Raw genomic sequence first — 25,762 nt, forward strand, 5'->3', positions numbered from 1 at the left:
GCATTGGCCCACCCCCGAAGCGCCCTCCCGGGCGCTCCCCCCTCAAGGGGCGCCACCAGCGGCCCGGCAAAGCCGGTTCCGCGGTGGCCGCTGGCATGCTCCTGCTGGCGCATGTGCTTGCGCAGGCGCAGACTCCCGTGCCCGACCCGGTCACGCTGTATCGCACCCATTGCGCGTCCTGCCACGGCGAGCAGCGCCTGGGCGGCATGGGTCCCGCGCTGCTGCCGCAAAGCCTGGAGCGGCTCAAGCCGGTGGAAGCCACGCAGGTGATCCGCGACGGCCGCGCCGCCACCCAGATGCCGGCCTTCGGCCCGCAGCTGTCGAAGGACGAGGTGGCGGCGCTCGCGGCCTGGATCTACACCCCGGTGCTGCCGGCGCCGCGCTGGGAAGAGGCCGACATCCGCGCCTCGCGCGTGTTCGACTCCGCATCGACGACCTGGCCGGCCAGGCCGCGCTGGAGCGGCGACCCGATGAACCTGTTCGTGGTGGTGGAAGGCGGCGACCACCACGTGTCGCTGGTCGATGGCGACCGGCTGGAGCCGATCCACCGCTTCGCCTCGCGCTTCGCGCTGCACGGCGGCCCCAAGTTCACGCCCGATGGCCGCTACGTGTACTTCGGCTCGCGCGACGGCTGGATCACCAAGTACGACCTGTGGAACCTGGCGGTGGTGGCCGAGGTGCGCGCCGGCCTGAACATGCGCAACGTCGCCGTCAGCAGCGACGGCCGCTGGGTGCTGGCGGCCAACTACCTGCCGCATTCGCTGGCGCTGTTCGACGCCGACCTCAACCTGGTGCGCACCTACGCGGCGGCCCGCCTGGACGGCCAGCAGACCTCGCGCGTGTCGGCGGTGTACGACGCGGCGCCGCGGCGCAGTTTCGTGGTCGCGCTCAAGGACATCCCGGAACTGTGGGAGATCTCGTACGACGAGAAGGCGCCGCCGGTGTACGACGGCCTGGTGCACGACCACCGCCTGGGCGAGGCGCTGGGCAAGCCCGGCTTCCTGGGCGTGCGCCGCACGCCGCTGGACGAGCCGCTGGACGACTTCTTCTTCGATCCGGAATACCGGCACGCGATCGGCGCCGCGCGGCCGAAGCCGGGGCAGCCGGGCTCGGGCCAGGTGGTCCACCTGGACGCGCGCCGGCGCATCGCCCAGCTGCCGCTCGGCGCGCTGCCGCACCTCGGCTCCGGCATCACCTTCGCCTGGAACGGCACCCGCGTGCTGGCCACGCCCGACCTGCGCGAAGGGCTGGTGACGGTGATCGACATGAACGGCTGGAAGCCGGTCAGGCGCATCGCCACGCCCGGCCCGGGCTTCTTCATGCGCAGCCACGAGAACACGCCCTACGCCTGGATCGACTCGATGATGAGCCCGTCGGCGCGCGACACGCTCACGGTGATCGACAAGCGCACGCTCGAGCCGGTGAAGTCGCTGCGGCCCGAGCCGGGCCGGACCCTGGCGCACATCGAGTTCAGCAAGGACGGCCGCTACGCCCTGGCCAGCCTGTGGGAGCGCGACGGCGCGCTGATCGTCTACGACGCCGCGACGCTGACCGAAGTCAAGCGCCTGCCCATGAGCAAGCCGGTGGGCAAGTACAACGTCGGGAACAAGGTGGGAAGGTCGGAGGGGACGTCGCACTGACGCCGCCGCTGCCCTGCGGAGGGCCGACCCGCACGACGAGGCCTTCCCGGGATCAGGCGCCCGCCTGCAGTGCCGCGCGCACCCGCTGCAGGCGTTGCCCGGCTTCATCGGCCACGCCGGTCACGCCCGGGTTGCCGGTGAGCTGGACCATCGTCTGCGGATCCAGGAAGCCCACCGAGACCCGGCCGCCATCCAGCTGCCGCAGCGTCACGTTGCAGGGCAGCAGCAAGCCGATGTCCGGTTCGGCCTGCAGTGCCTGGTGGGCCAGCGGCGGGTTGCAGGCGCCCAGGATGCGGTAGGCGGGCATGTCCTGGCCCAGCTTGTCCTTCATCGCCTTCTGGATGTCGATGTCGCTGAGTACCCCGAAGCCCTCGGCCTTCAGGGCGGCAAGCACCTTCTCGATCGCCTGTTCGAAGGGTCCGGGAATGTCGACGTGGAATCCATACATGGTCAGTGGTCCTCGCTCGGTGCGACGCCGGAGTCACCCGGCGCCGGTGATGCCCGTTTCCGGGCGGAACGCCCGCGGCGCCGATCCTGCCGCCAGGCTCGCACCAGTGGACGGTCTGCTGGACCGCAGGCCCGCTACTGCAACTGGTACTGCGCCAGCTTCTTCGGATCGCTGATCCGGATCTCCCTGCGGTCGATCTCGATCAGGCCCTCCTCCTCCAGCTCGTGCAGCACGCGCGAGAAGTATTCGGGCGTGAGCGACAGCCTTGACGCGATGGTCGCCTTGCTCACCGGCAGCGACACGGTCACGCCGCCGTGCTTCTCGGCCGCCTCGCCGACGTCCCGCAGCAGGTAGCCGATGATGCGCTGGGCGCCGCTGCACAGCGTGTAGTCCTCGACGTCGCGCACCAGCCCGTGCAGGCGGCGCGAGATGCCGGCCAGCATGCGCAGGCAAAAGCGCGGGTCGTTCTCGATCTCGGACATCACCGCCGCCTTGGCCACGCTCAGCACCAGCGCATCGGTCAGCGCCTGCGCGGTGACGATGTAGGGCCGGCCGGTGAACATCAGCGCCTCGGCGAAGGTGCCGCCCGGGCCGATGATCTCGATCACCTTCTCCTGGCCGTTGGACGACAGGGCGAACAGCTTGACCTGCCCCATGACGGTGACGTGGAACTCCTCGCAGGGGTCGCCGACGCGGAAGACGGTCTGGCCTCGGCTGAAGCGGCGCAGCGTGCAGCCGCCCGCCAGCCGGGACAGCTCGGGCGGGGCCACGTCGTGGAACAGCGGCAGGGCCGACAGGTAGCGCGGCAGGTCGAAAGCGGGTCGGCTCGGGGTGTCCATCGCGGCAGCCTTCCACGGTCCGGCCAAGCGCGGCCCGTGGCGCAAGTGTGGGTGCCTGGCCGGCCGGCGGTTTGCGCTCGGTCAAGCCGGCTGCACGGCCGGGGCGAAGGCGTCGGAAAAGCAGGCCTGCTCGTCCAGGCCGCGCGACAGGAAGGCCTGCACGGCGGTGTCGACCATCCGCACCGAGCCGCAGACGTACACCTCGTGCGCGCCCAGGTCCGGGAAATCGGCCAGCAGCGCCTCGTGCACCAGGCCCGTGCGGCCGCTCCAGTGGTCGCCGGGCTGCGGCTCGGACACCACCGGGATCACCTGGAAGCCGGGGTGCCCGGCCTGCCACTGCAGCGCCTGCTCGAGCAGGTACAGGTCCTGCGGCCGGCGCACGCCCCAGTACAGGTGCATCGGCCGCTTCAGCCCCTGGTGGAACGCCTCCTCGACGATGCTCTTGACCGGCGCGAACCCGGTGGCGCCGGCCACGAACAGGAGCGGGCGCTCACCATCCTTGAGCTGGAACTGCCCCAGCGGGCCCTCGAAATCCACCAGGTCGCCGGGGCGCATCTGCTCGAACACATGGGTGGTGAAGCGCCCGCCCGGCACCAGCCGCACGTGCAGCTCGAGCCGGTCGTTGCGGTGCGGCGGGTTGGCGAACGAAAACGCGCGCCGGCCGCCGTCGGGCAGCACGATGTTGATGTACTGGCCGGCGGCGAACGGCACCGGGCCGCCCTCCACGTCCAGCCACAGCCGCATCACGTCGGGCGCCAGCCGCTCCATCTGCAGCACGCGGCCGCGATGGCTGCCCAGCGGTTGGGCGCCCTCGACCGCCCGCTCGACCTGGATGCACAGGTCCTCGCGCGCGGTGGCGCAGCACATCAGCGCCTGGCCCTGCGCCTTCATGGCGTCCGACAGCGCCGCCTGCTGCGCCGGCCGGTGGTCGACCGCGCCCTGCTCCACCGTGCACAGGCACAGCCCGCAGGCGCCGTTGCGGCATTCGTAGGGCAGCGCCAGGCCCTCGCGCAGGCCGGCATCGAGCAGCGTCTCGCCGGCGCGCACCGTCACCTGGGCCGACGCGCCGCCGGCGTCCAGCACCACCATGCGGTGCTCGGCCTGCTTGCCGCCGGCCGGCCGCAGCAGCCAGGGCAGCGCCACCATCAGCCCGGTCGCGAGCACGGTGAGCGCCCACACCTGGGCATGGGCCCCCTGCGCCATCCAGGGCAGCAGCGCCAGGTAGAACCAGTCGAGCCGGACCTGCGCCACCGCGGTCGACAGGTCGGCCGCCCCGCCCTGGCTGAGCACCGGCAGCGCCAGCGACAGCAGCAGCAGCGCGGCCACCACGCCGATGGCGATCGGCTTCGGCGGCGTGGTGCGCGCGCGCGGCACCCGCTGCACATGCACCCACATCAGCAGCAGCACCACCAGCGGCAGCCCGATGTGCAGGAACGACAGCAGCGAGAAGAAGCGGTCGCCCACGCTGGTGCTGTAGATGAAGTTGCGCATCAGCGTGCCCTGCAGGGTGGGCAGCCACTCCAGCCACTCGAAGCTGGTGACGATGGTGAACTGGGCCAGCCGGTCCCAGGGCAGCATGTAGCCGTTGATGCCGGAGGCGTACACGCCCCAGACCAGCACCACGCCGGTGACCCAGGAGAACCAGCGGTAGCCGTTGAAGCGCTCGAAGGCGAAGTGCCGCAGCAGGTGCAGCAGCATGGTCACCACCAGCGCGTCGGAGGCATAGCGGTGCAGGCTGCGCAGGATGCCGCCGGCGAACCACTGGCCATGGGTGATCGCCTCGACCGAGTCGTGCGCCGCATCGACCCCGGTCTCGAAGAAGGCGTACAGGTACAGGCCGCTGGCCGCCACCACCCAGAACAGGTAGAAGGTCAGCGAGCCCAGGTGGTACAGCGGGTTGACGCGGTCGCCGAAGGCGGCATCGAACAGCCCCTCCAAGCGCAGGAACAGCCAGCGCAGCCCGGCCTGGATCTTTCGCATCAGTGCACCGCCCCCAGCGCCGCCGAGGGCGCACCGGCGCCGCGCATCGCGCGCAGCACCACCACCACGAACAGCAGGCCGCCGACGATGGCGATCGCCCCGCCCAGCCCCATCAGGCCCATGCCGGCGATCTCGCCGCCCGAGCGCAGCACCTGCCCGGCGCCCGCCACCTTGCGCTGCACGCCATAGCCGCCCGACCAGACCAGGCCGACGATGTGCATCAGCTGGCCGATGCCGTAGATCCAGGGCTGCGCCGTGGCCAGCCGGCCTTGCGGCGCGGCATGGCCCAGCGCCGGCAGCACCCGGTACACCACGCCCATCAGCGCCAGCGTCACGCCGACGATGCAGCCGTGGTAGTGCGCCGGGATGCGCACGTTGCTGCCGGTGATGAACACGCCGATCAGCCCGCCGGCGCCGAACAGCAGCACCGAGGACAGCAGCGCGGCGCGCCAGGGCCGGGCCGGCGCCGGCAGCGGCCCGGTCGCCAGCAGGCCGACCACCGCCGCCAGCGCCACCGGCAGGATCGCCGGGCCGCCGCCCAGGCGCATCGCCCAGGTCAGGATGGCGCGGTGCTCGACCGAGGCCACGTCGTAGGCCAGGTAGGCCACCGGGGTGGCGAACACCGCCGCCAGCGCCAGCCAGAACATCAGCACCGCCACCCGTGGGCTCAGCGGCAGCTTGGCGCCGCACGCCCCGGACAGCCACAGCCAGGCCACCAGCATCAGCAGCGTCCAGGTGAACTGCAGCGCATGGCCGCCGCCCCAGAACAGGATCTCGTAGTAGGCCTTGCCTTCCAGCGAGGTCGGCACGACAACCCACGACCAGGCGAACGCCAGCAGCGCGACGGCGGTGGCCACCGCGGCGGCATTGAGACCGAAACCCAGCGCGCCGGCGGCATCCAGCCTGGCGCCGGTGCCGCGCGCCTGCAGCAGGGTGCGGCCCACCAGCAGCGCACTGCCGGCGCCGAACAGCAGCAGCCCGATCACGAACAGCGGCGCCGTCAGCATCGGGATGTAGTTGGCCATGATGGCCTGGCCGGCGCCGGTAAAGGGCGCCAACGCCATCGCCACGGTACCGGCGCCGGCCAGCGCCAGCGCCGCCCAGGCCCAGCCCAGCGCGCGCGGCGCGGCATTCAGGCTCCACAGCATGCCAGCCAGGGCGACGAACCACACCAGCACCGACAGGTCGACGTGCGCCACCAGCGCCACGTGGAAGAAGTCGGCGGCCGGCAGCAGCCGGTTGACGCCGGGCGTGCGCGAGACCACCAGCAGGATGGAGAACAGGCCGGAGCCGACCAGCGCCGCCATGCCCAGCCAGAGCCAGCCGCGCGCCAGCGCGAGGCGGGCGTCGGTGGGGACCGAAAGGCCATAGATCGTGCCACCGCCGGTGGCGCGGTCCGAACGGACGGACACAGGAAGATGCAGGGTACTCACGTCGCCGGTCGATCAAAAGCGCAATGCCTGTTCCAGCGCCACCGCGGAACCGGCTTTGCCGGGCCGCTGGTGGCGCCCCTTGAGGGGGAGCGCCGAAGGCGCTTCGGGGTGGTCCTGTTCTTCATGTGAACGTGATGCCGCCCTTCTCGGCGTCGAAATCGATCACCAGCACCTGCGCCGGCTTGAGCCTGAGCGTGGCTTCGCGGGTGTGGTTGAAGGCGTCGCCTGGCTTGTCGCGCAGGCGCACCACGATGCGGTGCTCGCCGGCCGGCAGGTCCAGGCGGTGGTAGACCGCGGAGGCGCCGTCGCGGCTCAGGCCGGACGGCGGCGCGACCTGGCTGAGGATGGTGCGCCCGTCCAGCTCCACCTCGATGGCCACCGGCACCCGCTCGCGCTCGCACTTCAGCGGCGTGCGCATGTTGGGCGGCAGCCGGGCCAGCTCCTCGGGCGTGTAGGGCCGGCAGGGCGCGACCCGCTCGCCATGGTGGATGAAGCTGACCTTCAGCACCGCCTCCTCCGGCCCCAGCGGGTGGTAGGTCGGCCCATGCGAGAACAGCGCCACGAAGGCGGCGAACAGGCCGTACAGCAAGCCCTGCCCGAGCCAGGTCTTCCAGGTGTTCCGGTGGTTCATGCGATCGATCCCTCCGCTGGCCGCGGGCTGCGCAGCGCCTGCGCCAGTCGATGTTCTTCGCCGGCATCGGCCCAGACGCTGCGCCAGCGCCCGGACGGCCCGTCGCCGCGCAGGTACGGCTCGCGCGTGCCGGCCAACCGCGCCTGCATCCACTCCGGGCCCAGCCGGTACTCGCAGCCGCCCTCGCGGCAACCGGCCACCAGCACGCCGGCCGCGCCTGCGCGCAGCGCGTACTCGACGAAGGCGGGCGGCAGTTGCGCCGTGCAGCCCAGCTCCAGCACCAGCACGCCGGGCCCGGCCACCGCCTGCGCATCGGCGCCGCAGGCGCAGCTGAACACCACCTGCGCCGCGCCTTGCTCCAGCCCGGCCCGCAGCCGCTCGCGCAACTGCGCCACGGTGGAGGCCGGCAGGTCGATGCCCGTGCGCAGCGGCTGCGCCTGGCGGAACGGGGTGGACGAGGGACAGGCGCCGGCGCAGATGCCGCAGCCGGCGCAGGCCGCCGCCCGCACCACCGCCACCTGCTTGCCGGCCCGGCCGTCCGGATGCGGCGCCAGCGCGATGGCGCCGAATGGACAGTCGTCGACGCAGCGGCCGCAACCGCTGCAGTGGTCCGGATCGACCACCGCCACCGGCGGCCGCGGCTTGCGCGACAGGAACGGCAGCGCGGACAGGGCGGCCAGCACGCCCGCGAGCAGCACCCAGCCGGCCTGCGCCGAGGTGGCATCCACCAGCGGATGCAGGAACAGCAGCAGCCCGTCGAGCGCGAGCCGCTGCGGCACCGTTCCGAGTTCGGCCGGACCCTGGCTTTGCACCGGCAATACCAGCGACAGGCCGGCCAGCAGCAGCACGGTGCCGGCGGCCAGCCCCCGGCGCGGGAACACCGCGGCATGGCCGGTGCGCTGGATGTGGGCCCAGCTGCCGAACACCAGCAGCAGCGGCAACCCGATGTGCACGAACACGAACAGCGAGAACAGCCGGTCGCCCACCGCGCCGCCGAGGAAATTGCGCGCCAGCGGCGAGGCGAGGAACGGCAGCGCGTCCAGCCATTCGGCGGTGGCGATGGCCGAGTACTGCCCGAGGCGGTCCCAGTTGAGCCAGAAGCCGCCGATGGCGCAGGCATAGGCCAGCGGCAGCAGCGGCACGCCGGTCAGCCAGGCGTAGCGGCGGTAGTGCCGGAAGCGGCCCAGCGCCGCTTCGCGCAGCAGGTGCAGCAGCAGCACGATGGCGAAGGCATCGGCGCCGTAGCGGTGCAGCCCGCGCAGCAGCGTGCCGGACGCGAGCGGCAGCTGCGCCAGCGCCTCGATCGAGCGGTACGCCCCCTGGGCCGAGGTGTCCAGCACGATGTAGAGGACCACCCCGCTGGCCGCCAGCAGCCACAGCAGCAGGAAGGCCAGCGCGCCGAGCTGCTTGAGCGGGTTGCCGGCGGCGCCGAATGCGGCGTCGAAGCCGTGCTCAAGCCTGGTGACCCAGCGGCGCATGCGGGCGCTCCTTCCGCCGTTGCCGGCGCCGCTGCCGCCATTCGTTGAGCATGTACAGCAGCATGGCCAGGATGAACGTCAGCCCGCCCGCGATCTCCCAGAGCAGGCTGTAGTCCACCCGGTAGGTGCCGGTGTCCGGGTCGTACACCGTGCAGACGATGCGGATCTGGTCCCACAGCTCCTCCAGCAGGCCCTGCTGCGGCACCGGCTGCCCCGCCACCAGCGCCGTCAGCGCCGCGCCCAGCGTGTCCACCGCCGGGCGGTCGCCATAGACCTGGCGCACGATGCGGCCTTCGGCATCCAGCAGGGTGACCTGCAGCACGTGGTCGAAGCCCGCCGGTGTCATCGCGTAGCGGAAGCCGAAGCCGCTGGTCAGCGCCGGCAGCGCGGCGGCCGGGGCGCTGAGGAACTCCCAGTTGTCGCGGCTGATGCGGTGCTGGGCGGCGAAGGCGCGCATCGCCTCGGGCGAATCGGCCGGCTGGTTGAAGCCGATGCTGACCACGTTGAAGCGGTGGTCGCCGAAACGGGTGCCCAGCGCATCGACCGCCTCCAGCAGCGAGCGCGTGGTGGCCGGGCAGACCTCGAAGCAGCCGGTGTAGATGAAGCTGACCATCAGCGGCTTGCCGCGGTAGGACGACAGGCGCACCGGCCGGCGCTTGCGATCGAGCAGCACGGCGTCCGGGGCCAGCTGCCCGACCACGGCCTGGCTGGCCAGCTGCGCCTCGCGCGGATCCAGCTTGGGCACTTCCTGCGCCGCGGCGAGCGCGGCGCACGCGGCCAGCACGGTGGCGAACAACCGGCGGGCCAGGACCGGGATCAGGCGAAGGGCAACATCGGACATCGGACTACAGCAAAGCGTCCAGCGTGGCCGCCACCAGCAGCGCGCTCAGCTGGATCAGCGAGGCGAAGAACGCCGGCATGGCGGTGGCGCGCGAAGGCCGGCGCGCCAACTGCCAGGTCTTGAGCAGGAACCAGCCGCCGCCGCCGATGGCGCCCGCGGCATAGACGCCGCCGGCGCCGCAGGCGAACAGCGGCAGCAGCGAAGCGGCCACCAGCAGCACCGTGCTGGCGAACACGATCCGGGCGGCGCGGGCGTCGCCCACCACCACCGGCAGCATCGGCACGCCGGCGCGCTCGTACTCGGGCCGGTTGGCGATCGCCAGCGCCCAGAAGTGCGGTGGCGTCCACAGGAACAGCACCAGCGCCAGCAGCCAGGCCTGCGCGCCGGGCACCGGGTTGGCGGCGGCGGCGCCGGCCAGCACCGCGAAACTGCCGGCCAGGCCGCCGACGACGATGTTCCAGGGCGTGCGGCGCTTGAGCCACAGCGTGTAGACCACGCCGTAGAAGAACGCGCCCAGGAACACGTAGGCGGCGGCCGCGGCATTGAGCGCCGCTGCCGCCGCGGCCACGGCGCCGACCAGCAGCAGCGCCATCACCCACAGCCAGCGCGGGTGCCGCTCGATCGCGCCGGTGGCGAAGGCACGGCCGCGGGTGCGGCCCATCAGGCGGTCGGCCTCGTGCTCGGCGTACTGGTTGAAGGCGCCGGCGCTGGCCGAGGCCAGCAGCACCGACAGCGCCAGCACCGCCACCTGCCAGGCCGCCAGCGACGCGCCCGGCGTCACGGCCAGCCCGACCAGCGCGGTGACCATGATCAGCGTGCCGATGCGCAGCTTGAACAGCGAGATCACCAGCCGGGCCCGGGCCAGGAGGCCCGGGCCGGCGGCGAGCGGGGGGGTGCCCATCGCCGGCCTCCTAGCTCAGGCCCCAGAGCTGGCCCAGGTACTTCCAGTTGATGAAGTAGTACAGGACGAAGGCCACCAGGAACAGCATGGCGAGCATGAAGGTGCCCGGCGCCGCGAAGCCGGCCGACCCGTAGGTCTGCACCGCCACGCTGGGCGCCGCCCGCGGCACCGGCGTGCCGACCGCGCTCGGCTTGCCGGCATCGAGCTTCCTGCCCCACAGCAGCGAGCCGACCGTGATCGCGATGTACAGCCCGCCGCCGGCGATGGCGGCCACGCCGGAGATGCCGACCAGGCCCATCATCAGGTAGGCGGCGCCCGGCCACTCGTAGGCCTGGGCGGCGCCCTGGAAGGCCATGTCCCAGTGCCGGCGCGACACCCCCAGCGTGCCCGCGCCCATCATCACCAGGGTGAAGAAGTACATCGACAGGCCGAACAGGTAGGGCTGCAGCCTGGCCAGCTGGGGCCAGATCATTTCGCGCTTGAACAGCGCGGGGATCAGGAAGTAGGTCATCCCCATGAAGGTCAGCGTGGTGCCGATCACCACCGTGGCGTGGAAGTGCCCCGGCACGTAGATGGTGTTGTGGATCAGCATGTTCAGCTGCTCCGTGCCCATCATCACGCCCGAGATGCCGCCCAGGAAGCCGAAGCCCACCAGCGACAGCGCCACGCTGGAGAACACCGGGTTGCCCCAGGGCGCCTTGCGCAGCCACTCGAACAGGCCGCGGGTGTAGCCCTTCTGGCGCTGCGCGACTTCCATCGCGCCGGGAATCGTCAGGCCGTGGATCATCGAGGCCAGCACCGCGAAGTACATGAAGTAGCTGGTGTTGACCACCTTCCAGCCGGTGGACATGCCGGGGTCGGCCAGCAGGTGGTGCGCGCTCGCCAGCTGCAGGAACAGGATGTACAGCAGGAAGGCGCCGCGGCTGACCCGCTCGCTCATCGGCTTGGCGCCGAAGGCGATGGCGGCGACCGCATACCAGATCGAGATGTGGGCGGCCACGTTGATCTGCTGCGAGGAGTGGCCGAAGGCCCACCAGATGGTGCGGTAGATCAGCGGATCGACCTCCTTGACCAGCCCGATCGACATCAGGAAGGTCGGGATCAGGATGATCGCGCCGGAGGTGATGGTGAACACCGCGATGATGGCCGCCGTGATGGCGCCGAAGGTCACCAGCGGCACCGAGCCCTCGTAGGTCTTCTCGCGCTTGGCCACCACCAGGGTGCCGAAGAACACGAAGCAGGCGATCAGCGCGCCGACGGCGAACAGGATCAGGCCGACGTAGAACGACGGCGCCGCCATCATCGGCACGTACGACGTCATCATCACGCTGGAGCCGCCCTGGAAGACGGCCACGTTGTTGACGACGGCGCCGATCAGCATCAGCGCGAAGGCCAGCCAGGCGATCTTCGGCGTCGCGATCCGGCAGCGCAGCAGGGTCGAGGAGCAGAAGTACAGCACCGCGACCTCGAAGAAGATGATCCAGAAGATCAGCATGTCGATGCCGTGCGCGGTGAGCACCATGTAGAAGGTGTCGGGCGCCAGCCAGTGCACCGCGGGCCAGCGGGTGAGCACCACGCCGATGGCGAGCAGGCCGCCCACCAGCAGGGCCACCACCGCGACCACGGCGTTGACGATCATCAGGCGCTCGGCCTGGGCCTCGAACTGCAGGCCGGTGCGCGGGCAGGTGCGGTAGGTGGTGCCGCCGAAGCTGCCGGACAGGGGAAGGGTTGCGGACATGGGCGCCTCCTTACTTGACGTAGAGGCGACCCACCATCTGGTGGTGGTTGATGCCGCAGTATTCGTTGCAGACGATCGAGTACGTGCCCGACTGGTTGGGCGTGACCTTGATCACGTGCTCGTAGCCGGGGACGACCTGGATGTTGATGTTGCTCGGCTGCAGCGAGAAGCCGTGGTTGTAGTCCATGGCGGTCAGGTGCAGCTTGTAGGTCTTGCCCTTCTCCAGCTCCAGGATCGGCCACCAGGACCACAGGCGGGCGATCAGGTAGACGTCGCTGTCGGGCGGCGGCGCCACCACCGGGATTTTCTGCTCGGTCTCGGTGCGGACGGTGTACTTGGCGGCGAAGGCCTCGGCCTTGGCGGCGAACTTGTCGGGGCTGGTCTTGTACGTCTCGGTGGAAAGGTTCTGCTTTCCGTAGGCGTGCCAGTAGACCATCATGAAGAACATCACCATGCACCACACGAAGGCAATGGCGATCCAGGTGCCTTCGACGCGGTCCAGCGGATGCTTCCACCAGAGGCGCTCGGCCGGCGGGAGGATGGCGGTCATCGGCGTGCTCCTACTTGGCGACCGGGATGGTCAGGATGTCGATCACGCCCCACAGCGTGTAGACGACCATGGGGATCAGCACCCCCAGGAACAGCAGCAGGAAGGGGTTGTCCAGCAGCTGCTGCATCAGCGGGACCTTGCCGTCGTCGGTTTCCTCGTGGCTCATGGCGCTCCTCACGTGTTGTTCGCGGACGCCATGGTTCTCCGAGTGCCGCAGTCGGACATTGATCTGGAACAAGTTTTAAAAATGTCCGATCGGCGGCGCTTTTGCGCGCGGGCGCAAGCGCACTAGCATCGGCTGCATGACCGCCCTCCATCGCCGCCTGCAGACGTTGCGCGCCCTCGCGTGGAGCTGCGCGGCGCTGGTCATCGCCATCACCACGCTCAGTGCCTACATCCGCCTGTCGCGCACCGGACTGGGCTGCCAGCCCTGGCCGGCCTGCTACGTGTCGGAGGCGCTGCGCACGGCCTCCCTGGACAGCGTCGCCATCGGCTTCGCGCGCATCGCGCACCGCATCAGCGCCAGTGCGGTGCTGGTGGCGATCATCGCGGCGCTGATGATCTCGCTGGCGCGCAACCCGGCGCTGTGGCGGCCGGGGCGGCTGGTGCTGGGGCTGCTGGGGCTGGCCGCCTTCCTGGCGGCGTTCGGCCGCGCCACGGCCGATTCGCTGCTGCCCGCGGTGACGCTGGGCAACCTGCTGGCGGGCATGGCCCTGTTCGCGGTCGCCTGCGCCTTCGTGCGGGCGACCCGCGACGACGGACCACCGGCCGCTTCCCGGCGCCTGCGCCTGTGGGCCTGGGCGGCCGCCGTCCTGCTGCTGGTGCAGATGGCGCTGGGCGGGCTGGTCAGCTCGGCCCATGCGGGGCTGAGCTGTCCGGCGCTGGCCGCCTGTTCGCTCGACGCGGGTTCGTGGGCCTTGTTCAACCCCTTCCACGCCGCCGGCGATCCGGCCCAGCCGCTGAACCCGGCCGGCGCGCTGGTGCACATGGCGCACCGGCTCGGCGGGCTGGTGGTGTCGCTGGTGCTGGTGGCGCTCGGGCTGGCGGCCTGGCGCGGCCGGCGCCGCTGGGCCGGGGCGCTGCTGGTGGTGCTGCCGCCGGCCCAGATCGCCGCCGGCGTGCTGCTGGTCTCCGCCGGGCTGCCGCTGGCCGTGGCGCTGGTCCACAACGTCATCGCGGCCGTGCTGCTGACCACCACCGCGGCGCTGCTGGACGGCTGACCCCTCCTACACCGATATCGGCCGGCGCCGGCTACCGGTCGGGCGCGGCACAGGCGCTACTGGCGACCCGTTCCACCTGCATCGGAGGTCATCATGAGAATCCTTGCCATCCCGGTTTCGCTGCTGGCCCTGGCCCTGCTCGCCGGCTGCGCGCAAATGCGCTCCGGTACCTCGACCATGGGCGCGAGCCGCCCGGCGACCAACGTCATGTGCAGGGACGGCGCCTGGGTCTCGAGCACCAGCCAATGCGGCGATCACATGGGCGTCGAGCGCGTCATGGGTACGACCGACACGCCGAAGTAGCGCGGGTCGGCGGGTCATGCCGGTGCCGCCCGCCGCCGGGCGGCGGCCCGCGGCGGCTCGATGACCACCACCTCGATGCGCCAGCGGCCTTGCAGGTGGTCGAACAGTTCGGCCTCGAGATCTTCGACCAGCAGTTGGCGCAGCATGCCGGGCGCCAGTTCCAGAACCACCCGTGCGCGGCCGTCGCGCAGGCTCGCGTGCCGCACCGCGCGGCGCTGCAGCAGGTGGGTGCCTTCCAGCGGATCGGTCACGGCGGCGAGCGCGCGCCGGATCGGCGCCAGCTCGCCGGCGGGGCCTTCGTAGGCGAAGAGCATGGGCGCGTGGCGCTGGATGCCCCCCTGCGCGGGGCACCGCGGCGCGATCAGCCGTGCAGGCTCTCGTACTTCGCCTGCAACTCCTCGGGCGTCTCGACGAAGTCGGGGTGCTGGATGATGCAGTCGGCCGGACACACCAGCTTGCACTGGGGCTCGTCCTCGGCACCGACGCACTCGGTGCAGCGCAGCGGGTCGATCACGTAGATCTCCTCGCCCACGCTGATCGCTTCATTGGGGCAGACCGGGCGGCAGGCGTCGCACGCCGTGCAGCCTTCGACGATGGTCAGGGCCATGGTCCTTCTCCTTGGGGTACGGCTTGGAATAACGGGCAATCAGGCGGCGGCCTGCCGCTGCAGTTCCTGCAGCTTGTCGTGCCGGTAGGCGCCCCACAGGGCCGCGCCGATCGCGCCGGCGTAGATGGAGTCCGGGTGGCTGGCCACCTCCACCGGCACCTTCTCGGCCACCATCTCCTCCTGCACCGCGGCCAGCAGGCCGGTGTCGAGCGCCAGCCCGCCGGTCAGCAGAGCGGTGCCGCTCTTGATGCCGGTGACCTTGAGCAGCTTGACGATGCGCGAGGCCATCGACACGTGGATGCCCTTGAGGATGTCGGGGGTCGAGATGCCGCGGCTGACCATGTTGATCACGTCGGTCTCGGCCAGCACCGCGCAGATCGAGCTGACCTTCTCGGGGTCCTGCGAGCTTCTCGAGAGCGACCCGATCTCCTCCACCGCCACGCCCAGGTAGCGCGCGATGTTCTCCAGGAACTGGCCGGAGCCCGAGGCGCACTGGCTGGTCATCTTGTAGGCCAGCACCTTGCCGCGCTCGTCGACGTAGATCGCGCGGCCGTTGAGCGCACCCACGTCGACCACCGCGGCGATGCCCGGCTGCAGGTACACCCCGCCGCGCGCGTGCGTGGTCATCGAATAGAAGTGGCCGGTGGCGAACCTGACGTTCTCGCCCTCGCCGGTGGTGGCGATGTAGTCGATGTCGTTGGCGGCCAGGCCGGCGTCGGCCAGCACCGCGTCGCGGCCCTCGTGCGCCAGCGTCATCGGGTCGCGCCGGCGGATGCGCTCGCAGCGCTTGGCCAGCCAGTGGATGCCGCCGCCCTCGTCGACGCGGAACAGCGTGCTCTTGACGGCGCCCGAGCCGATGTCGATGCCAATGGTGTGCGTCATGGTCATTCCCTCCGTTCGGCCGTCTTGCCGTCTTCCAGCACGGCGCGCCACGCGAAGGTGGCGGCGCCCAGCGCCCCGGTGTAGATCGAGTCCGGGTCGATGTTCAGGTCCAGGTCGCCGTAGTTCTCGTGCACCAGTTCCTTCAGCGCCTTGACGGCGGCCTCGTTCTTGGCCACCCCGCCGGTGAAGGTGAACTGGTTGCGGATGCCGCCCGAGCGCGCCAGGATCGACATGGCGCGCAGGATGATGGCGCGGTGCAGGCCGGCCATGATGTCCTCGCGCTTGTCGCCCAGGCTCAGGCGGTCGCGCAGCTCGGCGCCGGCGAACACGGTGCAGGTCGAGTTGATCTTCACCGCCTTGGTCGACTTCATGGCCATCGGGCCCAGCTCGTGCAGGCCCATGTTCATCTCGTCGGCGATGTAGCCCAGGTAGCGTCCGCAGCCGGCGGCGCAGCGGTCGTTCATCTGGAAGCTCTCGACGATGCCCTTGGGGTCGACCTGGATCGCCTTGGTGTCCTGGCCGCCGATGTCCAGCACGGTGGCCGTGCCCGGGTACATCACGTGCGCGCCCAGGCCGTGGCACAGGATCTCGCTGCGGATGTGCTCCTTGGAGAACGGCAGCCGCGCGCGGCCGTAGCCGGTGCCCACGGTGTAGGTGTCCTCCATCTCGGTGTCCAGCACGCCCTTGATTGGCGCTTCCACCTGGGCGCGGCGGGCACTGCTCTCGGGCAGGGCGATGAAGGTGCGTTCCAGCGCGTTGAGCAGGTGGCGCCGCACCGAGTCGGCATAGACGCGGTTCTCCACCTCGATGATCGAGCGGTCGAACAGGTTCAGCAGGTAGTCGTAGCGGGTGTTCGCCTCCTTGGCGACCTGCTCGCCGATCGCCAGGTACTGGCTGCCGGCGATGTCGCGGAAGAAGTCGCTCTTGCGGCGCGCGCCCGGCGCGAACAGCGAGGGCGCTTCGGCCTTGAGCCGGCGGAACACCTCCTCCAGCGCCTCGCCGACGGCCGGCGTGTCGGCGCCGAAGTGGGCGGTGACCAGGTTGCGCACGCAGGTCTCGTGCAGGTCCTCCAGCTGCTCCATGTACTGCTCGGCGCGGAAGTCGCGCTCGAGCTGCTCGATGAAGCCGTCCAGCGAACCATTCAAGGCGCCGGTGCCGGCCAGCGCCTGGCGGAACAGGTAGAAGCGGCCGTTGAGCAGCGCCTCGGTGCGCGCCACGGCGGCGGCGGTGTCGTAGTTGGAGCGCGAGTTGGTGATGCCGCGCCCGAGGATGTTGCGGTTCTCGTCCACCACCACCGCCTTGGTGGTGGTGGAGCCGAGGTCGATGCCGATGAAGCAGCGCATGGTCGTCTCCTTCGCTCTCAGGCCACCAGCGGCAGCGCGCCCGCGCCGACTCCGGTGGCGCGCTTTTGCTTGACCATCTGGAAGTAGCTCTCCAGCCGGTTCTTGACGTTGGCCGCCGAGAAGTAGCGCGGGTCGACCAGGTCGGTCTCGATGAAGGCGGCCGGCTTGCCGGTGCGCTTCTCGACCTCGCGCAGGATCAGCAGCTGGCCGGCGGAGAAGCTGTTGCAGCTCTTGATCGAGTTGATCAGCAGGCCGTCGGCCTGGTACTCCTCGATGTACCGGCAGATCATGTCGATCCGCGAGGGCAGGTTCAGGTTGGTGTAGCAGCCCAGGCAGTAGTCGGCCAGCGATTCCAGCGGCCGGTCGGGGTCGTGGCGGAAGCCGAAGTCGTACAGCCCGCCGACCTTGGCGTAGGTGGACGAGACCACCACCGCGCCCTCGTCGTAGAACATCTTCCAGAAGTCCCGGAAGCTGGTCCAGTTGGGTGGGCCCTCGACGATCAGCCGGTACTTCTCCTCGCCCATGTCGCCTTCCGGCGTGACCGGCCCCTTGCCTTCGCGGATGCGCTGCTCGATCTCGGCGCGCAGCACCCGGTAGTACTCGGTGGCCTCGGGCGTGCCGCGGAAGGCGGTGAAGATCGGGCCGATGTAGTACACCGCGCCGAAGTAGCCGTCGATCGGCGAAGGCCGGTGCTTGGCCGACTGCAGCACCGCCACCAGGTCGTCCTCGGCCTTGACCGACTCCTTCATGTACTGGCGCAGGCGGTCGATGTCGAACTTCACGCCCGACACCTTCTCCAGCCCGGGGATGATGGTTTCCTTGAGCTGCTTGACCACGTAGTTGCGCATGGCCGGGTCGATCTGCCCCTTGCCCTGGTAGGGCACGTGCAGCATCAGGGTCTCGGTGCCGTACTTGTGGCGGATCAGCTCGAACCACTTCATGAAGGTGAAGCAGCCGGTGTACGACAGCAGCAGCACGTCGGGCGTGGGCAGCGGGTCGCCGGTGGGGCCGACTTCGCCGCCCAGCATCATCCCGAGGTCGGCCTTGACGTAGGTGCAGACGTCCTCGGAGTGGCCGTCGCGCTCGGCGTCCATGATGAACTTGCCCGACTTCTTGCGCATGCCGTTCTGCAGCGCGTTGGTCTCGGGCAGGCTGCGCGCGAAGTCGAAGCACATCAGCAGCTCGTTCAGGTTGCCGGGCACGAAGGTGGCGGCGACCTTGCGGTTGTTGGCGCGCGCCGCGGCCAGTTCGGCGTAATTGCGGTTGATGAGCTCCTTCTGGAGGTTCATCGCGTCGTCCTTGATCGCGGCCGGCTTGGCCTTGCGCGCGGCGGACAGGGGGGTCACGGTGTTCATGCGGCGTCGCTCCAGAGCTTGATGGAATCGGCGAAGGTGCCGGCCTGTTCGCGGATCGGCGCCATCTGGCCGGTGTTCTCCGCGTACTTGAAGGCGGTGTACGGAATGCCGTGCTTGGCCAGCACGTCCTGCAGCATCGGCCGCTCCAGCAGCGCCGGGTCGCAGAACGACGGCGCGGCGAACACCACGCCCTCGGCGCCGCGGGTCTTGACCTGCTTGAGCAGGAACACGCCCTTCTCGGCGCGGGTGGCGTCGTACTTGGCGGCGGTGGAGGCCGACTGGTGCAGGAAGGCCTTGGACAGCTCCTGCAGCGGGTCGCCGTCAGTGGGCACCTCGCCCAGCAGCCAGCGCGTGACCAGCATGAAGTCGTCGTCGACCACGTAGCAGCCGGCCATCTCGACCGACTTGATCAGCGCCAGCGGCGGCTGCTCGCAGAACGAGCCGGTCATCACCACCCGCGCGTTGTCGCGGCGCGGGCGCGGCACCTTGTCGGTCTCGGTCAGGTACTCGCGGATCAGCGCGGTGTGTTCTTCCGGCGGCAGCACCATGCCGGCGCGCAGCACCAGGTAGACCTCCGAGGTCGGCGCCTGCCAGGGCTGGGCCGAGCGGTAGGCGTAGAGGTCGCGCACCGCGGCGCGGTTGTCGTTGTAGACGCGGATCGAGGCGTTCAACTCCGCGTCGGTGATCGGCGAGCCGCGCAGGTTGCCGAGCGCCTCGCGCAGGTCCTGCATCTCGTGCACGTAGAAGTTGCCGCCGACCTCGTCCTGGTAGTTCTGCGGCACGTCGAAGTACTTGACGTACTTGTCCGGGAAGAGGATCTGCCACATGCCCGAGAGGTTGCGGATCACGTCGCAGATCGAGGGGAACAGCATGCCGTCCAGGCAGTCGAGCCGGCCGGTCAGCCCCAGCTCCAGCGTCGAGCGCGGGATGCGGCAGATGTAGCTCTGGTAGTAGGCGTCGCCCTGGATCACCTCCAGGTTGTCGCCGCCACCCAGGATGCCCACCGGCAGGTAGCCGGCGGCATGCACCAGCTCGCGCGGCACGTAGACCGGCATGTAGCCGATCGCCTTGCGGCCGGGTGCGGCCGCCTTCCATTCCTTCACGGCGGTGAAGTCCAGGTCGTCGAACAGGTTCTGGCAGCGCTCGACGATGCGCTGCACGGGAGTAAGGGTCATCGTGATCGCTCCTTTCATTGGTGGGTCCAGGCGGGCTGGCGCTTCTCGAGGAAGGCGGCCAGGCCCTCGTTGGCGTCGTGCGTGCGCATCAGCCAGTCGAGGTAGAGGCGCTCCAGTTCGGCCAGGCGCGCGCGCACCTGGCGCTGCATCGGGCCGCGCGCGGCCACGGTGGCGCAGGCCAGGGCCGCGGCGCTCTTGCCCAGCAGGTGCTGTTCGAACCAGGCCAGCGCGGCCTGGGTGGGGTCCTGCTCGACCTGCTGCACCAGGCCGATGCGGTGCGCCTCGAGGGCGCCGATGCTGCGGCCGGTGAGCAGCAGGTCCTCGGCGTCGGGCTGGTTGACGCGGAAGGGCAGCAGGGCCGAGGCCGCCGGAGCGAACACGCCCAGCTTGATCTCCGGCTGGCCGAACTGCGCGTTGGGGTGGGCGAAGATGCGGCCGCAGGCCAGCGCCAGCTCCAGCCCGCCGCCCAGGCACTGGCCCTGCACGGCGACCAGCACCGGCACCGGGAACTCCAGCACCTGCAGCAGCACGGCGTGCAGCGACTGCAGCATGCCGGCACAGCACGCCGGCAGGTGCTCCTCGACGCTGGCGCCGAAGCTGAAGTGCGGGCCCTCGGCGTCGACCAGCACGGCGCGCAGCATCACGTGGCGGCGGTACTGCGCCAGCGCGTTGCCGAGGGCGGCGATCATGGCCGCGTCGACCAGGTTGGCCTTGGGACGCGACAGGCGCAGCCGCAGCAGGGCGCCGTCGCGCTCGAGCCAGGCTTTCAGGGGAGAAGCACCGGCGTCCATGTCAGGCCCCCTTCGGCTGGATCTCGTCGTGGAGCGAGCCGATCCAGCTCTGCCCCGCCGCCAGCTTCTGCCGCAGCGCGATGAAGTCGACCTCGCGGTCGTCCTTCGGCCCGTCGTTGAAGGCGGTGAAGCCCGAGCGGGCCTCGGTCATCATGTTCAGCGCCAGCCAGGCGCGCGAGTTCTCCTTGTTGCGGGTCCAGGCGTCCAGCTTGGGCTTGCGCAGCTCCTCCAGCGTCTTGAGCGTGCACTCGGGGAAGGTCAGCAGGATCTTGGCGCACAGGGCCTCGACTGCTTCGTCCAGCATCGACAGGTCGACCGTGCCGCGCGCCAGCAGCGCCTTGGCTTCCTTGGCGGCGGCGCCGGTCTTGAACTCGCCGAAGGCGTAGCGGCCGAACTCGTCGAATGCGCGCTGCGTTTCCACCAGCGGGTTGGCCACGAACTGCCCATCGACCTTCAGCGCCGGCACCACGCCGGTGATCATTCCCATCTGGTAGGCCTTGTGCGCCGAGAACGGCTCGCACAGCACGCAGGCCGCCATGGCGCGCTCGGCGCCGATGATCACCGGCAGGAAGTCGGTGGCACCGCCGATCGGGGCCGAGCCGTGCTTGGGGCCGGCCTGGCCGAACCGGGCCAGGTCCTGCGCCACCGTGAAGTCGCAGGCCATGCCGATCTCCTGGCCGCCGCCGATGCGCATGCCGTTGACGCGGCAGATCACCGGCTTGTCGGCCGCCAGGATGGCGCTGACCATGTCGTTGAACAGCCGCATGTACTGGCGGTACTCCTGCGGCTGGCCGGCGTAGTACTCGGCGTACTCCCTGGTGTTGCCGCCGGTGCAGAAGGCCTTGTCGCCGGCGCCGGTGAAGACGATGCAGTTGACGTCGCGCGCATTGGACGCGGCGCGGAACGCCAGGATCACCGCCTTCACCATGTCGGTGGTGTACGAGTTGTACTGGGCCGGGTTGTCCAGCGTGATCCAGGCGTTGTACAGCCCGGGCACCTCGGTGCCGTCGGGCAGGCGCGCGGGGCGCTTGTCGTAGCGCACGCCGGGCGTGCCCGGTTGCGGCGCCAGGTCGTGGTCCTTGAAATCCAGTCGGGGCAGCAGGCGATCGGGGGCGTTCATGGCTTTGTCTCCTTCGGGGGTCAGTTCGGTTGCAGCACCACGCGGGCGCGGATCTCGTGGCGGTGCACGGCTTCGAATACGGGGTTGATGTCGTCCAGCCGGTGGGCCTCGACGAAGGGCGCGACCTGCACCTTGCCGGCCAGCACCAGCTCCAGCGCGGCCGGGTACTGCTCGGGCGGGCAGCCCCAGTTGCCGAGCGCGCGCGCATCGAACGCCATCAGGTTGGACAGGCGCAACTCGACCTTGTCCATGGTGAAGCCGACCACGCTCAGGGTGGCGCCGTGCACCAGCAGGTTCCAGGCCGACTGCTGGCCGGCGGCGGTGCCCGAGCACTCGAAGATGAACCACTCGGTGGCGCGCAGGCCGCGTTCCTTGGCGAAGGCGGCGACCGCCTGCTTGACGGCCTTGGCATCCAGGCCGCGGCTGTTGAGCGTCTGGGCGGCACCGAAGCCCGAGATCGCTTCCAGCTTGCGGTCGTCGACGTCGATCGCCAGCACGCCGGCGCCGAAGGCGTTGGCGACCTGCACGCAGTAGCCGCCGACGCCGCCGGCACCGATCACCACCGCCAGGCTGCCGGGCGTGACGCCGGCGCGGCGCACCGCCTGGTAGGGCGTGGTCAGGGCATCGGCCACCACCGACACCTGCCACAGCTGCAGGCCGGCGGCCGCCAGCCGCTGCTCGTCGACCTCGCACAGGCCGCGCGCCGGCACCACGATGTGCGAGGCGAAGCCGCCCTGGATGTCGTTGCCGGGCATCTTCTGGCCGCGGCAGATGGTGCCCAGCCCGCGCCGGCACAGGTCGCACTCGCCGCAGGGCAGCACGGCCGGCACGATGACGGCCTTGCCGAGCCAGGCTTGCGCGCCCTCGCCCGCCGCCGCCACCCGGCCGCTGACCTCGTGGCCCAGCGCCAGTGGCAGCGGCTGGTTGGTGCGCACGCCGTCGTAGAAGTAGCCCAGGTCGGTGTGGCAGACGCCGCAGCCGGCCACTTCCACCACCACCTCGCCGGCGGCCGGCGCGGCCCGGAAGCCGCGCCGCTCCATCGGGGCCTTCGGCTGCGTCATCACCCAGCGGTATGCGTCGATGCCCATTGCGTCTCCATCTCTCGTTTGCTTCCGCTCAGCTCGCGGATGCGGGTTTGTCCGGGGGCAAACGGTAAATTGGTACTCGATTGCCGATTTAGGGCATTCTGGGCAGCCGTTCCCGGCCAATCCTTGATCTGGTTCAAGGCCGCCGACGCATCGCGGGCGGTTTACTCCCACTCCACGAACCCGAGGAGACAAGCCCTGTGGATGCGAGCATCACCACCGAACAGCCGGCCCGCGCCGCGCCGGCCCACCGACTCGACAGCGTGTCGCTGGCCATCGCCGGCAGCGGCGGCAGCGGCGTCATGACCGCCGGCACCTGGCTGCTGGACGCCGCCGCCCGCAGCGGCCTGTACGGCCTGATGGTGCGCACCAGCGGCCCGCAGATCCGCGGCGGCGAGGCGGCCGCGCTGCTGCGGCTGGGCACGGCCCAGCTCGAGTCGCTGGACGACGCCTTCGACGTGCTGCTGGCGATCGACTGGCAGAACGTGCACCGCTTCGCCGACGAGATCCCGCTGCGCGCCGACGGGCTGCTGGTGTGCGACGCCGACGCCGGCGAAGTGCCCGAGGTCTTCCGCGCCACCGGCGCGAAGGTGATCGCCCTGCCGCTCAAGAAGATGGCCAAGGCGCACCCCGGCAGCTGGATCAACATGCTGGCGCTGGGCATCACCGGCACGCTGGCCGGGCTGGCGATCGAGCCGCTGGAGGACGCCGTGCGCGCCGGCTGGAAGCGCGACGGCGAGGTGCTGCAGGCCAACCTGCGCGCCCTGCGCGCCGGCGCCGAGGCGGTGGCCGCGCACGCGCTGGTCCAGCGCCCGCCGGCCCCGCCCAGCCAGCGCCGCTGGCTGCTCAGCGGCAACGAGGCGGCCGGCTTCGGCGCGCTGCGCGGCGGCGTGCGCTTCGTCGCCGCCTACCCGATCACGCCGGCCACCGAGCTGCTCGAGTGGATGGCGCCGGCGCTGGCCCAGGCCGGCGGCTGCCTGCTGCAGGCCGAGGACGAGCTGGCCTCGATCAACATGATCATCGGCGCCTCCTTCGGCGGCGTGCCCTCGCTCACCGCCACCGCCGGCCCCGGGCTGGCGCTGATGACCGAGGGCATCGGCCTGGCGGTCGCGGCCGAGGTGCCGATCGTGGTGGTCGACGTGATGCGCGGCGGCCCCTCCACCGGCATCCCGGCCAAGAGCGAGCAAAGCGACCTGTCGTTCGCCGTCGGCGGCCTGCACGGCGACGCGCCGCGGCTGGTGCTGGCGCCGACCTCGATCTCCGATTGCGCCGCCACCACCCAGTGGGCGGTCGAGCTGGCCGAGGCGCTGCAGGCGCCGGCGATCGTGCTGTCCGACCAGTTCATGGGCCAGTCGCGCGCCATCGTGGCGGCGCCCGAGCTGCCGCCACCGGCCGCCCGGCGCCTGCTGGCCGAGCCGCATGCCCCCGACTACAAGCGCTACCGCGACACCCCCAGCGGCGTCTCGCCCATGGCCATTCCCGGCGCGCCCGGCACCACCTACACGGCCGACGGCCTGGAGCACACCGAGGCCGCGATTCCCAGCAGCCAGGCGCGCGACCACGCCCGGCAGCTCGACAAGCGGCTGCGCAAGCTCACCGGCCACGACTACGGCGCGCGCTGGGCCGACATCGAGGGCGACGGCCCGCTGGCCGTGATCACCTTCGGCTCGGCCAGCGGCCCGGTGCACGAGGCGGCCCGGCGCGCCGCCGCCCAGGGCGTGCCGCTCAAGCGCGTCACGCTGCGGCTGCTGGCGCCGCTCGAGCCCGAGCTGCTGGCGCAGGCGCTGGCCGGGGTCGAGCGCGTGATGGTGGTCGAGCAGAACCACGGCGCCCAGCTGCTGCGCTACCTGCGGGGCATCGCCGACCTGCCCCACCCGCACAGTTTCCACAAGCCCGGACCGCTGCCGCTGCGGCCCGCCGAGATCTGCGCCGCCCTGGTGGAGTGGGCCGCGCGCCAGGAGCAGACCGCATGAACGACATGTGCCAACCCCCGGCCCTGGCGGCCGCGGCCGAACCCTTCGCCGCCAGGGACTACAAGTCCGACTACAAGCCGATCTGGTGTCCCGGCTGCGGCGACTACACGGTGCTCAACTCGGTGACCAGGGCGCTGTCGATCGTGCAGCGCCCGCCGCACGAGGTGGCCGTGGTCTCGGGCATCGGCTGCTCCTCGCGCATCCCGGCCTACACCGCCTGCTACGGCTTCCACGGCGTGCACGGCCGCGCGCTGGCGGCGGCCACCGGCCTGAAGGTGGCGCGCCCCGACCTCACCGTGCTCGTGGCCAGCGGCGACGGCGACGGCTATTCGATCGGCGGCAACCACTTCCTGCACGCCTGCCGGCGCAACGTGGACCTGACCTACATCGTGATGGACAACCACGTGTACGGCATGACCAAGGGCCAACCCTCGCCCACCACCGAGCCCGACTGGGACAGCAAGCTGTCGCCCGGCGGCACCGGCGTGCGCTCGTTCCATCCGCTGGTGATCGCGCTGGCCTCGGGCGCCAACTTCGTGGCGCGCTGCTTCTCGGGCGACCAGAACACCACCGCCGAGATCATCGCGGCCGGCATCCGCCACCCCGGCTTCTCCTTCATCGAGATCCTCAGCCCCTGCGTGACCTTCCGGCCCGAGCAGCGCGGCTGGAAGGACCTGGTGCACCCGGCCAGCGTGGCGCCGACCGACGATCCGGCGCGCGCGGCCAAGCGCATCATGACCGACGACGGCTTCAACATCGGCATCCTGTACGCCGGCCACCGCGCGCCCTACGGCGGCGGGCCGGTGCCTGCCACGCGCACGCCCGAGGAGATCGGCGAGGAGTTCGCGCTGTGAAGGCCGCCCTGCTGTCCCCGCCGCGCAGCATCGACGAGCTGATGGCGCGCGCCTGGCTGCTGGAGCAGGAGGCGACGCAGCGCTACACCGAGTTCGCCGAGGTGATGGAGACCCACAACAACCGCGAGGTGGCCGACCTGTTCCGCTCGCTGGCGGCGCAGGAGGCGGCCCACGCCGACCACATCCACAAGCGCATGGGCTGGGCGCGCCCGCCGGACGCCGCGGCCACGGTCGCCGCGCCCGAGGCGCCGCCGCTGGAGGAGGCCCACTACCTGATGCAGCCCTGGCATGCGCTGACGATCGCGCTGCAGGCCGAGCAGCAGGCGCACGACTTCTTCGCCTGGCTGGCCCAGTCCTGCGACGACCCCGAGCTGCGCCGCGCCGCCACCGACCTGCAGGCCGAGGAGAAGGAACACATCGCCCTGCTGCAGTCCTGGCTGCGGCGCGTGCCCGAGCCTGCGCCCGACTGGGACCAGGATCCCGACCCGCCTCGCTATACCGACTGACATGAAACACCCCCGAAGCGCCTTCGGCGCTCACCCCTCAAGGGGGCGCCGCGAGCGGCCCGGCAAAGC

At 71.0% G+C, this 25,762-nt stretch carries 26 protein-coding genes; 6 read left to right on the forward strand and 20 right to left on the reverse strand.

Annotated elements, in window-relative coordinates; genetic code table 11:
* Nucleotides 1–95: 95 nt before the first annotated feature.
* Nucleotides 96–1,640: a nitrite reductase gene (locus PE066_RS06500; protein WP_271235741.1), complete on the forward strand. Its 1,545-nt coding sequence runs from the start codon at nt 96–98 to the stop codon at nt 1,638–1,640.
* A 52-nt stretch (nt 1,641–1,692) separates the two neighbouring features.
* Here the strand turns inward: PE066_RS06500 and PE066_RS06505 are convergent, their stop codons facing one another.
* From PE066_RS06505 to PE066_RS06555, 11 genes are all read right to left on the reverse strand, one after another.
* On the reverse strand, nt 1,693–2,088 hold the full coding sequence (locus tag PE066_RS06505) for a DUF302 domain-containing protein (RefSeq protein ID WP_271235742.1): 396 nt from the start codon (nt 2,086–2,088) through the stop codon (nt 1,693–1,695).
* Between the two features lie 134 nt (nt 2,089–2,222).
* The gene (locus PE066_RS06510; RefSeq protein WP_271235743.1) at nt 2,223–2,927 is read right to left on the reverse strand and encodes a Crp/Fnr family transcriptional regulator; all 705 of its coding nucleotides are present in this window, start codon (nt 2,925–2,927) and stop codon (nt 2,223–2,225) included.
* 81 nt (nt 2,928–3,008) lie between these two features.
* A complete protein-coding gene (locus tag PE066_RS06515) occupies nt 3,009–4,907 on the reverse strand; it encodes a 2Fe-2S iron-sulfur cluster-binding protein (RefSeq protein ID WP_271235744.1) in 1,899 nt (632 codons plus the stop codon).
* Entirely contained in the window at nt 4,907–6,319 is a 1,413-nt protein-coding gene (locus PE066_RS06520) for a cbb3-type cytochrome c oxidase subunit I (RefSeq protein ID WP_271235745.1), read from the reverse strand. Before PE066_RS06520 ends, PE066_RS06515 begins: the two co-directional genes overlap by 1 nt.
* A gap of 142 nt (nt 6,320–6,461) precedes the next feature.
* A complete protein-coding gene (locus PE066_RS06525) occupies nt 6,462–6,971 on the reverse strand; it encodes a hypothetical protein (protein ID WP_271235746.1) in 510 nt (169 codons plus the stop codon).
* Nucleotides 6,968–8,449, reverse strand: coding sequence for a cytochrome b N-terminal domain-containing protein (locus PE066_RS06530; RefSeq protein WP_271235747.1), 1,482 nt, complete (start codon nt 8,447–8,449; stop codon nt 6,968–6,970). Before PE066_RS06530 ends, PE066_RS06525 begins: the two co-directional genes overlap by 4 nt.
* A complete protein-coding gene (locus PE066_RS06535) occupies nt 8,424–9,290 on the reverse strand; it encodes an SCO family protein (protein WP_271235748.1) in 867 nt (288 codons plus the stop codon). Before PE066_RS06535 ends, PE066_RS06530 begins: the two co-directional genes overlap by 26 nt.
* A gap of 4 nt (nt 9,291–9,294) precedes the next feature.
* Nucleotides 9,295–10,191, reverse strand: a complete 897-nt coding sequence (gene cyoE, locus PE066_RS06540) for a heme o synthase (protein WP_271235749.1) — start codon at nt 10,189–10,191, stop codon at nt 9,295–9,297.
* A 10-nt stretch (nt 10,192–10,201) separates the two neighbouring features.
* Entirely contained in the window at nt 10,202–11,929 is a 1,728-nt protein-coding gene (locus PE066_RS06545; RefSeq protein ID WP_271235750.1) for a cbb3-type cytochrome c oxidase subunit I, read from the reverse strand.
* A gap of 10 nt (nt 11,930–11,939) precedes the next feature.
* Complete coding sequence (locus PE066_RS06550; RefSeq protein WP_271235751.1) at nt 11,940–12,479, reverse strand: cytochrome C oxidase subunit II; 540 nt, start codon at nt 12,477–12,479, stop codon at nt 11,940–11,942.
* Nucleotides 12,480–12,489: 10 nt separating this feature from the next.
* Nucleotides 12,490–12,645 carry a hypothetical protein gene (locus PE066_RS06555; RefSeq protein WP_271235752.1) on the reverse strand — a complete coding sequence of 52 codons (156 nt, stop codon included), beginning with the start codon at nt 12,643–12,645 and terminating at the stop codon, nt 12,490–12,492.
* Nucleotides 12,646–12,781: 136 nt separating this feature from the next.
* Between PE066_RS06555 and PE066_RS06560 the strand changes: the two genes are divergently transcribed.
* Together PE066_RS06560 and PE066_RS06565 are read left to right on the forward strand one after the other, a co-directional pair.
* Nucleotides 12,782–13,699 carry a COX15/CtaA family protein gene (locus tag PE066_RS06560; RefSeq protein ID WP_271235753.1) on the forward strand — a complete coding sequence of 306 codons (918 nt, stop codon included), beginning with the start codon at nt 12,782–12,784 and terminating at the stop codon, nt 13,697–13,699.
* A gap of 93 nt (nt 13,700–13,792) precedes the next feature.
* Nucleotides 13,793–14,002, forward strand: a complete 210-nt coding sequence (locus PE066_RS06565) for a hypothetical protein (RefSeq protein WP_271235754.1) — start codon at nt 13,793–13,795, stop codon at nt 14,000–14,002.
* A gap of 14 nt (nt 14,003–14,016) precedes the next feature.
* Here the strand turns inward: PE066_RS06565 and PE066_RS06570 are convergent, their stop codons facing one another.
* From PE066_RS06570 to had, 9 genes are read right to left on the reverse strand one after another with little or no spacing between them, the layout of a single operon-like run.
* A complete protein-coding gene (locus PE066_RS06570; protein ID WP_271235755.1) occupies nt 14,017–14,316 on the reverse strand; it encodes an iron-sulfur cluster assembly protein in 300 nt (99 codons plus the stop codon).
* A gap of 47 nt (nt 14,317–14,363) precedes the next feature.
* Complete coding sequence (locus PE066_RS06575; protein WP_271235756.1) at nt 14,364–14,609, reverse strand: YfhL family 4Fe-4S dicluster ferredoxin; 246 nt, start codon at nt 14,607–14,609, stop codon at nt 14,364–14,366.
* Nucleotides 14,610–14,648: 39 nt separating this feature from the next.
* Nucleotides 14,649–15,491 carry a benzoyl-CoA reductase subunit D gene (gene bcrD, locus PE066_RS06580; protein ID WP_271235757.1) on the reverse strand — a complete coding sequence of 281 codons (843 nt, stop codon included), beginning with the start codon at nt 15,489–15,491 and terminating at the stop codon, nt 14,649–14,651.
* 2 nt (nt 15,492–15,493) lie between these two features.
* A complete protein-coding gene (gene bcrA / locus PE066_RS06585) occupies nt 15,494–16,834 on the reverse strand; it encodes a benzoyl-CoA reductase subunit A (RefSeq protein WP_271235758.1) in 1,341 nt (446 codons plus the stop codon).
* Nucleotides 16,835–16,851: 17 nt separating this feature from the next.
* A complete protein-coding gene (gene bcrB / locus PE066_RS06590) occupies nt 16,852–18,189 on the reverse strand; it encodes a benzoyl-CoA reductase subunit B (protein ID WP_271235759.1) in 1,338 nt (445 codons plus the stop codon).
* Nucleotides 18,186–19,364 carry a benzoyl-CoA reductase subunit C gene (bcrC, locus tag PE066_RS06595; protein WP_271235760.1) on the reverse strand — a complete coding sequence of 393 codons (1,179 nt, stop codon included), beginning with the start codon at nt 19,362–19,364 and terminating at the stop codon, nt 18,186–18,188. Before bcrC ends, bcrB begins: the two co-directional genes overlap by 4 nt.
* 14 nt (nt 19,365–19,378) lie before the next feature.
* The gene (locus PE066_RS06600; RefSeq protein ID WP_271235761.1) at nt 19,379–20,155 is read right to left on the reverse strand and encodes a cyclohexa-1,5-dienecarbonyl-CoA hydratase; all 777 of its coding nucleotides are present in this window, start codon (nt 20,153–20,155) and stop codon (nt 19,379–19,381) included.
* Between the two features lies 1 nt (nt 20,156).
* Nucleotides 20,157–21,275 carry a 6-oxocyclohex-1-ene-1-carbonyl-CoA hydratase gene (gene oah / locus PE066_RS06605; protein ID WP_271235762.1) on the reverse strand — a complete coding sequence of 373 codons (1,119 nt, stop codon included), beginning with the start codon at nt 21,273–21,275 and terminating at the stop codon, nt 20,157–20,159.
* 20 nt (nt 21,276–21,295) lie between these two features.
* Entirely contained in the window at nt 21,296–22,363 is a 1,068-nt protein-coding gene (had, locus tag PE066_RS06610) for a 6-hydroxycyclohex-1-ene-1-carbonyl-CoA dehydrogenase (RefSeq protein WP_271235763.1), read from the reverse strand.
* Between the two features lie 197 nt (nt 22,364–22,560).
* Between had and PE066_RS06615 the strand changes: the two genes are divergently transcribed.
* The 3 genes from PE066_RS06615 to PE066_RS06625 are packed head-to-tail and all read left to right on the forward strand — an operon-like array spanning nt 22,561 to nt 25,693.
* Complete coding sequence (locus tag PE066_RS06615; protein ID WP_271235764.1) at nt 22,561–24,333, forward strand: 2-oxoacid:acceptor oxidoreductase subunit alpha; 1,773 nt, start codon at nt 22,561–22,563, stop codon at nt 24,331–24,333.
* The gene (locus tag PE066_RS06620; protein ID WP_271235765.1) at nt 24,330–25,187 is read left to right on the forward strand and encodes a 2-oxoacid:ferredoxin oxidoreductase subunit beta; all 858 of its coding nucleotides are present in this window, start codon (nt 24,330–24,332) and stop codon (nt 25,185–25,187) included. Before PE066_RS06615 ends, PE066_RS06620 begins: the two co-directional genes overlap by 4 nt.
* Entirely contained in the window at nt 25,184–25,693 is a 510-nt protein-coding gene (locus tag PE066_RS06625; RefSeq protein ID WP_271235766.1) for a ferritin-like domain-containing protein, read from the forward strand. Before PE066_RS06620 ends, PE066_RS06625 begins: the two co-directional genes overlap by 4 nt.
* Nucleotides 25,694–25,762: the final 69 nt, after the last annotated feature.

Source organism: Ramlibacter tataouinensis (assembly GCF_027941915.1).
GTDB lineage: Bacteria > Pseudomonadota > Gammaproteobacteria > Burkholderiales > Burkholderiaceae_C > Ramlibacter > Ramlibacter tataouinensis_C.